Here is a 1,182-nt window from a genome sequence, read left to right as displayed (position 1 = left end):
CGGATTTTTCACCCAGTCCTTGTCTGACCGTGATCCTGAGCTTTTTGGCTCGATCACGTCCGAGCTGGGCCGTCAGCGCGACGAGATCGAGCTGATTGCATCCGAAAACATCGTCTCTGCCGCCGTGATGGAGGCGCAGGGCTCGGTGATGACCAACAAATACGCCGAAGGCTATCCCGGTCGCCGTTACTATGGCGGCTGCCAGTTCGTTGATATTGCCGAAAACCTGGCCATCGACCGCGCCAAAGAGCTGTTTGGCTGCGGCTTTGCCAACGTGCAGCCGAACTCGGGCAGCCAGGCCAACCAGGGCGTGTTCCAGGCGCTGATCAAACCCGGCGACACCATTCTGGGCATGTCACTGGACGCTGGTGGTCACCTGACCCACGGCGCCCGCCCGAACCAGTCCGGCAAGTGGTTCCATGCGGTGCAGTACGGCGTCCGCAAGGAAGACAACATGCTGGACTATGATCAGGTCGAGGCGCTGGCGAAAGAGCACCAGCCCAAGCTGATCATCGCAGGCGGTTCGGCCATTCCGCGCCAGATCGACTTTGCCCGCATGCGCGAAATCGCCGACATGGTCGGCGCCTATCTGCACGTGGACATGGCGCATTTCGCCGGTCTGGTCGCCGCAGGCGAGCATCCCAGCCCCTTCCCGCATGCGCATGTGGCCACGACCACCACGCACAAGACCCTGCGCGGCCCGCGTGGCGGCATGATCCTGACCAATGATGAAGATATCGCTAAGAAAGTGAATTCGGCGATCTTCCCCGGCATTCAGGGCGGCCCGCTGATGCATGTCATCGCGGCCAAGGCCGTGGCGTTCGGCGAGGCGCTGCAGCCTGCCTTCAAGGACTACATCAAGCAGGTTGTCGTCAATGCGCAGGCGCTGTCGGATCAGCTGATCAAGGGTGGTCTGGACACGGTGACCCACGGCACCGACACCCACGTCGTGCTGGTCGACCTGCGCCCCAAAGGCGTCAAGGGCAACGCGACCGAAAAGGCCTTGGGCCGCGCGCATATCACCTGCAACAAGAACGGCGTGCCATTTGATCCGGAAAAACCGACCATCACGTCGGGCATCCGTCTTGGCAGCCCCGCCGGCACCACCCGCGGCTTTGGCGAGATCGAATTCCGCCAGATCGCGGACTGGATCATCGAGGTTGTCGACGGTCTGGCCGCCAA

Annotated in this window: 1 protein-coding gene; it reads left to right on the top strand. The window is 62.4% G+C overall.

Going from position 1 to position 1,182, the window contains the following annotated elements:
* On the top strand, positions 1–1,182 hold a 1,182-nt coding region (glyA, locus tag ACR0CW_RS23135; protein ID WP_480789583.1), incomplete at both ends, for a serine hydroxymethyltransferase.

This window comes from Ruegeria sp. CH6, from assembly GCF_056537005.1.
The sequence above is the reverse complement of the archived record's forward strand: the minus strand, read 5'-3'. Positions and strand labels throughout refer to the sequence as shown.